The 7,949-nt window shown below is 67.9% G+C and carries 9 protein-coding genes; 1 reads left to right on the top strand and 8 read right to left on the bottom strand.

Features of this window, described 5'->3' with window-relative positions:
* Positions 1-117: 117 nt before the first annotated feature.
* Positions 118-276: a hypothetical protein gene (locus tag ABD260_RS37350; protein ID WP_344241699.1), complete on the top strand. Its 159-nt coding sequence runs from the start codon at positions 118-120 to the stop codon at positions 274-276.
* A gap of 8 nt (positions 277-284) precedes the next feature.
* Here ABD260_RS37350 and ABD260_RS37345 read toward each other — a convergent pair whose 3' ends face one another.
* From ABD260_RS37345 to ABD260_RS37310, 8 genes are all read right to left on the bottom strand, one after another.
* Positions 285-848, bottom strand: a complete 564-nt coding sequence (locus ABD260_RS37345) for a hypothetical protein (RefSeq protein ID WP_344241697.1) — start codon at positions 846-848, stop codon at positions 285-287.
* On the bottom strand, positions 814-1,413 hold the full coding sequence (locus ABD260_RS37340) for a hypothetical protein (protein ID WP_344241695.1): 600 nt from the start codon (positions 1,411-1,413) through the stop codon (positions 814-816). Before ABD260_RS37340 ends, ABD260_RS37345 begins: the two co-directional genes overlap by 35 nt.
* Positions 1,414-1,474: 61 nt before the next feature.
* The gene (locus ABD260_RS37335) at positions 1,475-2,911 is read right to left on the bottom strand and encodes a diguanylate cyclase domain-containing protein (RefSeq protein WP_344241693.1); all 1,437 of its coding nucleotides are present in this window, start codon (positions 2,909-2,911) and stop codon (positions 1,475-1,477) included.
* A gap of 94 nt (positions 2,912-3,005) precedes the next feature.
* Positions 3,006-3,761 (bottom strand): sugar phosphate isomerase/epimerase family protein, encoded by a 756-nt coding sequence (locus ABD260_RS37330; protein ID WP_344241691.1) that lies wholly within the window; start codon positions 3,759-3,761, stop codon positions 3,006-3,008.
* A 14-nt stretch (positions 3,762-3,775) separates the two neighbouring features.
* Entirely contained in the window at positions 3,776-4,591 is an 816-nt protein-coding gene (locus tag ABD260_RS37325) for a sugar phosphate isomerase/epimerase family protein (protein WP_344241689.1), read from the bottom strand.
* Positions 4,588-5,736, bottom strand: a complete 1,149-nt coding sequence (locus tag ABD260_RS37320; protein ID WP_344241687.1) for a dihydrodipicolinate synthase family protein — start codon at positions 5,734-5,736, stop codon at positions 4,588-4,590. Before ABD260_RS37320 ends, ABD260_RS37325 begins: the two co-directional genes overlap by 4 nt.
* Entirely contained in the window at positions 5,736-6,896 is a 1,161-nt protein-coding gene (locus ABD260_RS37315; RefSeq protein WP_344241685.1) for a Gfo/Idh/MocA family protein, read from the bottom strand. The genes ABD260_RS37320 and ABD260_RS37315 overlap by 1 nt, the downstream gene beginning before the upstream one ends.
* Before the next feature lie 11 nt (positions 6,897-6,907).
* The gene (locus tag ABD260_RS37310) at positions 6,908-7,645 is read right to left on the bottom strand and encodes a cupin domain-containing protein (RefSeq protein ID WP_344241683.1); all 738 of its coding nucleotides are present in this window, start codon (positions 7,643-7,645) and stop codon (positions 6,908-6,910) included.
* Positions 7,646-7,949 lie beyond the last annotated feature (304 nt).

Here is a 7,949-nt window from a genome sequence, read left to right as displayed (position 1 = left end):
CCATCACAACACCCCTTCAACCGACAGGTGTTGCAATCACCCCCTGAACCCGCCCCCCGAGACCCCGCCCAAATCCCCCACACCCCCATCACCTGGCGCCACAAAACCACCTATTTCTTGAAGAAACCCGAAATCTGGGTAGCCCTACTCCTCCTGGCCGCGGCCACCGTCGGCCTCCTCTCCGGCATCCCACCCCAAGACCTGGCCCCCCGAGGCGCCGTCATGATCCTCGCCCTCGGCACAGTAGTTGCCCTCCGCAACATCATCAAACGCTGAGCTCACGGTTAACCTTCTCCGAGCTGGGGAAAGGCATGCCGCAACTCGCCGACGAGGGAGTGGTTGGTCGCGCCAATAGTTAACCAGAGGGTGGTGACTGCGGCGGTCAAAGGCGCTGGGTGCGCGGCCGAGTTGATGACGACGAAAGCCTGCAACGGGCCGCTGAGTTCGGGGTCCCAGTCGCCCGTGGTGCCGACCGCGGTCGGGCCGTCGGGGAAGGTTCCGGCCGGCGGATGCCAGGCGGCGTGCACTTCGAGGCCGCGGTCGATGCCGTCGAGTGCGGCCGCGATCCAATCGATCTGATCAAGCCCCACCGCGGCACACGCATGGCGTGCTGCCCATCGGGCGACGGCGCGGAGAACGGACGGATCGGCATGGATGAGGTCCTCGAACAGCGTCGGGTCGAATCGGGCGACGTTCTGCGCGGACAGCATGTCCTCGAAGCCGCTGGTTCTCAGGGCGGGTGTGAGTTTGTGCGCCTCGGACAGTTTGCGCGCAGGCGCGTACTCACCGGCCGGAGTTTCCGGTGACCACGGCTCAAGGAGCCAGATCTCGGTGTTCTCGGCCTTCACTCGTTCTGCTTCGGCGGCGGATTTGGCGCGTTGCTCGGCCGTTGGAGGTGGGGGTGCGGTTCGGGTGGCTTCGTGTGAGTACGCGGCCGACGTGCTGGTGAGCTTGACGATCTGGTCCGGCCTTGGCGCAGCCGGCCAGAACTGCAGCAGGTACCGGTCGATCGGTGGTTCGCCTTCGGGTGGGCCGCCTTGGTGCGCGAGGGTCCATGCCCCAGGCGCAGTAACGTACGCGATAGTCGATCTGTTGCAAGTCGAGATCCCAGGCCGCATTGTCGCCCGGCCAGCAGATCAGCATGGCAGGTCCGGACGGACGGTACGACGCCTCGACCACGTCCTCCCAGGAATCGTCGAGGGGTGGTTCCTCGTCGTGGAGTTCGACGGTGAAATCGACCTGGCCGCTGTGCAAGCCGGTGATCAGGAACAGTTTCCCGGCCGACGCGGCTCCGCACAGGCCGTTCTGCTGGCCCGCGAAGCAGTCCTCCATGGAGGAGTAGTCCTCGGCGCTTTCGACATAGATCTGCGAGTACGACACCCACGCCGGCTCGCTCATCAACGTACGCCCCACCTCTCGGAGCGTAGCCGAGCCGAACTCCAAGAGGCCGGCGATTGCAGGTTGTTGCAGTAGGTCAGCGGCGGTTCTTGGCGGTGTACATGGCTTGGTCGGCTTGGTGGAGTAGGGCGTTTAGGTCGTTGGTGGTGGGGGTGATGGGGACGGAACCTACGCTGGTGGTGACCTGGACGGCGATGTTGTCGAGGGGGAGGCTGACGGCGGCTTCCAGGCGGGTGATGAGGGTGGTCAGGGCCTCGCCCGCGATGTCCTCGGCGAGTACGGCGAACTCGTCACCGCCCAGGCGAGCGACCGTGTCGCCGTGGCGTACGGCGCCGCTCAGGCGGGCGGCGATGTCTCGTAGCGCGCGATCACCGGCTTCGTGACCGTAGCTGTCGTTGACGAGTTTGAAGTGATTGAGGTCGCAGAACAGCAGCGCGCCGGGGCGGCCGGTTGTTCGGGTGCGGGCCAGGACCTTCGTGAAGCGGTGCTGCAGGAGCCGGCGGTTCGGGAGGCCGGTGAGTGGGTCGTGCGCGGCGTGGTGCCGGAGCTCGCGTTCGGCGTCCTTGCGGGCGGTCACGTCGTCGATCTGGATCAGCAGAATCCGCGGCTGCCCGGCGCCCTGAGCCACCAGAGCGGCCGTACCGCCAAGCCAGATCTCGTTCCCGCCCGGTTGCGTGAACACCCGCTCGAACCGCAACGTACCGTTGCCGGCGCCAAGCTGCTCCAATTCGGCGCGAGTCTGCTCCGGTTCCACGTCCCGCAGGAAGGTCGCCAGCCGCGCGCCGAGCAGTTGGTCGGCCGCGTACCCGGTGATGCGGCAGAAGGCGTCGTTCACGCGCAGAATCCGGCCGCGGTCGGCGTCGTCGAAGCCGATCGTCGCCATCCCGTTCCCGGCGCCCTCGAAGACCAGCCGGAACGTCGCCTCGCTCGCCTCCAGCCGGGTCTTCTCGGCCAGCAGCCGATCGGTCAGCCGGGCCTTGTCGATCGCCAGCCCGGCCTGGGTGGCGAAGATCTCCAGCAGCTCCCGGTGCACCGGCCCGGGCCGCCGCTGGTCCTCGGGCAGGTCGACCGAGAGCATCCCGACCAGCTCGCCGTCGGACGAGTACAGCGGCGCGAACAGCGCGTCCAGCGGATGCCACGCCTCCGGATCGTCCGACACCGGCAGGTCCGGCACCCAGCCGATCACTTCACCCTCGGGCAGCCGCTCGTGCGGTACGAACCGCAGCTTGCCCCACGCGTCCGCGATCGCGAACTCCGCGTCGAAGATGTCCGCGGCGCTGACCGTCCCGAGCAGCGCCTCCCGCGCCTCGGGCGACCCGGACACCGCGATCACCTCGAACTTGCCGTCCGGGTGCCGCAGGTTCAGCACGGCGATCCCGAAGCCGAGCCCGTCCACGACACCCTCGACGACCGCCTGCAGCGTCTCGGCAAGGCTGCGCCCAGCGCCCATCCGCGCGCTCACTTCGTACAGCCGACGGACGGCGGTCAGCCGGACCGTTTGCTCGTTCCGCACGCGTCGAGAATAGGCCGGATTCACCGCCGGTGAGCAGGTGTATCCACAGCTGACCCGGTTAAGCGTTTGCTGAACCGCCTACGCAGCCCGGTTCTCAGTAGCGCAGCTCGGTCAGCCCGCGGTAGCTGCGTTCCGCCGACTTCCACGCGTCGATGGGCTTGTCGTGCTCGACCAGGTACTGCTCCACGCCACCCGATTCCGCGTACGCGAACATCGCGCCGAAATCGAGTTTGCCGGCGCCGACGTCCTCCCACGAACCGTCCGCGGCCATGTCCTTCACGTGCAGCGCGGGGAACCGGCCAGGGTGCTCCTGGAACAGTTTCGCCGGGTCGTGCCCGCCGTCGACCGCCCAGTACAGATCCAGCTCGAAGCCGAGCAGCTCCGGGTCGACGTCCAGCAGGATGTCGTACAAGACCCGTCCGTCGACCTCCGCGAAGTCATGGCCGTGGTTGTGGAAAAGCAGTTTCAGCCCGGCGTCGCGAGCCACCTTCCCGGCTTCGGTGAGCGCGGCCGCGGCGGTCTTGAACCCCTCGACCGAGTGCAGCTCCGACGGAATCGACGGGACCACCGCCCACTGTGCACCGAGCGTCCGGACATCGGACAGCGCGCCCGCCCAGTCGTCGGTCAGCCGCTTGTACCCGACGTGTTCGAGCACGATCCCCAGCCCGGCGTCATCCGCGTACGCCCGGATCTCGGCCGCGCTGTGGTCGAACCGTCCGCTCACCCCGACCGTCCGGTATCCGATCGTGGCCAGTCGCTTCAGCGTCCCTGGATAGTCCTCGGCCAGCACGTCCCGCATGGTGTAGAGGTGCATCCCGATACCGTCGGCGGGAATGGTCCGGTCAGTCATACGAACAGCTCCTTTTAGGTGACGTGTTCCTGATACCTCGCCAGCGCCAGGTCGAAAACCTCCTGTCCCGGCGCGTCCCACAGTTGCTGGTTGAAGATCTCGACCTCGATCGGCCCGTCGTACCCGGCCGCGTCACAGGCCGCGCGCAGCCGGCGCAGCTCGATCGAACCGTCGCCCATCATGCCCCGGCCGAGCAGGGTGTCCGCGGGCAGCGGAACCACCCAGTCGCTGACCTGGTACGAGAGGATCCGCTCGCCGGCGCGCTCGATCTGCTTGTACACGTCGGCGTCCCACCACAGGTGATACGCGTCGACGATCACGCCTACTTGCGAAGCCGGGAACTGTTCCGCCAGATCGAGCGCGCCGCCGAGCGACGACACCACACACCGGTCCGAGCAGAACATCGGATGCAGCGCCTCAATCCCGAGGCGTACGCCGCGCTCTTCCGCGTACGGCACCAGCTCGGCCAGACCGTCGCGGACCATCGCCCGCGCGCCGTCGAGATCGCGTGATCCGGCGGGCAGTCCACCGCTGACGAGGACGAGCACCGACGTACCGAGTGTCGCGGCTTCGTCGATCGCGCGGCGGTTGTCGTCGATCTTGGCTTGACGCTCGGCCGGATCGGTCGCGGTGAAGAAGCCGCTGCGGCACAGCGACGAAACCTTCAGGCCGGCGTCCGCGACCAGCTTCGCGGCCTGGTCGACGCCGTACTCCTGGATCGGTTCGCGCCACAGGCCGATCCACTCCAGGCCGGCCTTCGCGCTGGCCGCGACGACATCCTCCAGTGGCCAGTACTTCGTGGTCGCTTGGTTCAGGCTGTATCTGTTCATGCGTCGATCCCGCTGACGGTGAGCAGCCGGCGGAAGCGGTCGACGGCGAGTTCAGGATTGGTGAGTACGCCGGCCTGGTCCGCGAGGCGGAACGTGTCGGCGAGATGCGGAAGCGAACGCCCGGTCTGCAGGCCGCCGACCATGGTGAAGCCGGGTTGATGCCCGTTCAGCCAAGCCAGGAAGGCGATTCCGGTCTTGTAGTAGTACGTCGGCGCGGAGAAGATCTGCCTGGCAAGCGGGACGGTCGGCGCGAACACCTTCTCGTACGTGTCGAGGTCGCCGTCGTCGAGCGCCTTCAGTGCGGCCGCTGCCGCTGGGGCGATGGCGGCGAAGATCCCGAGGAGTGCGTCGCTGTGGTGATTGCCGTCGCCGCGGATCAGCTCGGGGTAGTTGAAGTCGTCGCCGGTGTACAGGCGTACACCCTCGGGGAGGCGGTTGCGCAGGGCAACTTCTTTCGCGGCATCGAGCAGCGAGACCTTGATCCCGTCGACCTTGCTGACGTTGTCCTTGATCAGTTCGACAACAGTGTCGGCGGCCGAATCGACCGAAGCACTGCCCCAGTAGCCCGCCAATGCCGGATCGAACATGTCGCCAAGCCAGTGCAAAATCACTGGTCGAGCCGACTGACGCAGCAACCGGTCATACACCTTCCGATAGTCATCCGGACCACCCGCGGCCGTACACAAAGCCCGGCTAGCCATCAGGATCGGCTGAGCACTCACACCCTCGGCAACGGCGAGCTGCTCCTCGTACGCCTTAGCAACCGCTTCCAGAGAATGTGGACCGGGAGGGAGCTGGTCGGTGCCGACGCCCACCGCGATTCGACCGTCGGGTGCTTCAGCAGCAGACCGGCGGATCAGCTCCTGGGTCGCTTTCCAGTCGAGTCCCATGCCGCGTTGTGCGGTGTCCATCGCCTCGGCGACCGACAGCCCGAGCGACCAGAGATGCCGCCGGAACTCCAGAGTGTGTTCCCAATCGATGACCGCCGGCGCACCAGGCGAGTTGTCACCGAGTGGATCGGCCACCACATGCGCCGCCGCGTACGCGACCCGCGACCGTGCCGGCGTATAGGTGCCCTGAGCAACAGGTTCACCAACCAGCCGATACCTGCTCAGCCCGTCAGCGGAAGGAAGTGCGAGCTCCATCACTTGCCCTCGAGTTCCAGCCGCGGCACCTCGAGCTTCCGCCCCTCCCGCCAGGACTGCAAGCCGAGCTCGGCCAACTGCACACCCTTCGCGGCCTCGACGAAGTCCCAGGTGAACGGCGCGTCGTCGACCACGTGCCGCAGGAACATCTCCCACTGCACCTTGAACCCGTTGTCGAACGTCTCGTTGTCCGGCACCGTCGCCCACTGCTCACGGAACTTCTCGGTCACCGGGATATCCGGGTTCCACACCGGCTTCGGCGTCGCGGAGCGGTGCTGCACGCGGCAGTTCCGCAGCCCGGCGACCGCCGACCCCTCGGTGCCGTCGACATGGAACTCGACCAGCTCGTCCCGGAACACCCGGGTCGCCCACGATGAGTTCAGCTGCGCGACGATCCCACCTTCCAGCTCGAAGATCCCGTACGCGGCATCGTCGGCGGTAGCGGCGTACGCCTCGCCCTTCTCGTCCACGCGGGTCGGGATGTGCGTTGCGCCCTGGCAGTACACGGAATTGACCGGCCCGAACGTCTGGTCGAGCACGTACCGCCAGTGGCAGAACATGTCCAGGATGATGCCGCCGCCCTCTTCGAGCTTGTAGTTCCAGGACGGCCGCTGTGCTTCCTGCCAGTCGCCCTCGAACACCCAGTACCCGAACTCGCCGCGGACCGAGAGGATCTTGCCGAAGAACCCGCCGTCGACCAGCCGCTTCAGCTTGCGCAGGCCGGGCAGCGACAGCTTGTCCATCACCACGCCGTTCTTCAGCCCGGAGCCGACCACCAGCGAAGCCAGGTCGACCGCGGCGTCCAGACTCTCGGCGATCGGCTTCTCGCAGTAGATCGCCTTCCCGGCCTCGACCGCGGCGCGCACACCCTTCTCCCGCAACTGGGTGAGCTGCGAGTCGAAGTAGATCTCGACGTCCGGCTGAGCGAGTGCTTCGGCCAGATCGGTGGTCCAGCGCTCCAGCCCGTACTGCTCGGCGATCCGGCGCAGCTTCGCCTCGTTGCGGCCGACCAGGATCGGTTCCGGGATGATCATCGTGCCGTCCGCGGCGGGCAGTCCGCCCTGCTCGCGGATCGCCACGATCGAACGCTCGAGGTGCTGGCGCAGGCCCATCCGGCCGGTGACGCCGTTCATCACAATGCCGATGCGTCGCTCGTTCACAGTCTTGCCTCTCACGCTCGTGTCACGCCTGTCTCATAAATGTCCAGCCACCCACACATCCCGTGCCGCCCGCTCTCGGTCGGAGCCGGCAGCCGGCCCACCTCGGCTGTATCCAGGTAGGCCGCGTCGCCGGTTTCCAGTGCGTCCAGCGCGGTGCCGGTCGCGTTCGCGAGGCGGCGGGCGCCTTGTTCCCAGCGGTGCCGCCAGTCCTCGAGTTGCGGCTGGACGATCCGGATCGCGGCTTCGAAGAAGTCAGTCAATGCAGTGGGTCCGTCCGACTCGTACCGTTCGCGCAGGTCCGCGTACCCCTGAAGAGCAAGGTCCCGCCGCGCGATCGCCGCCGTCGTCCGGGCGTCACCTTCGCCGGTGAGCGCGGTTGCCCGCAGGTACGTCTCGCGGTCGGCGAGATACTGCGGCGGCAACGTCAGCACGGCATCGCCCGCCTCCGGCAGCCCGGAGTTGGCCATCAGCGCGAGGATCTCCAGCCCGCCGGCGTTGACCAGCCGGTGAATCGTGCCCGGCTCGAACCACACCACAGTCCCGGCCCGGAGCGGGGTCTCGGTGTAACCCTTCGTGTTCAGGGTCTCGACCGTCCCGATTCCGGCGATCACGTAGTACCCCTCGGAGCACGCCAGGTGCACATGCGGCGTACCCCCAGCCGGCCCGGCCTGCGTGGCGACGTCGTAAACGCTCACCTTCGACACACCGATCCCACCCGGCAACCCCGCCCCGGACCCGAACGCACCCACGCACACCTCCCAGGCTTGGAAAGGGCTTTCCACGCCCCGTGAGCGCTACTGTAAGTGCCCCCCCACCCCCAGTCAACCCACCCCGGAAAGCGATCTCCCCCGCTCCCGCGCCTGCCCCGTGCCCGCGCGCCCGCGCGCCCGCCCCCGTGCCGGCGCCCGCCCCGCCCCCGCGCCTGCCCCCGTGCCCGTGCCCGCGCCTGCCCCCGTGCGCGCGCCTGCTCCCGTGCCCGCCCCCGTGCCGGCGCCCGCCTCCCTCCCGCTCCCGCCCCTGCTCCCGCCGCCCCTGCTCCCGCCGCCCCTGCTC

The organism is Kribbella hippodromi (genome assembly GCF_039531045.1).
Classification (GTDB): Bacteria; Actinomycetota; Actinomycetes; order Propionibacteriales; family Kribbellaceae; genus Kribbella; species Kribbella hippodromi.
The sequence above is the reverse complement of the archived record's forward strand: the minus strand, read 5'-3'. Positions and strand labels throughout refer to the sequence as shown.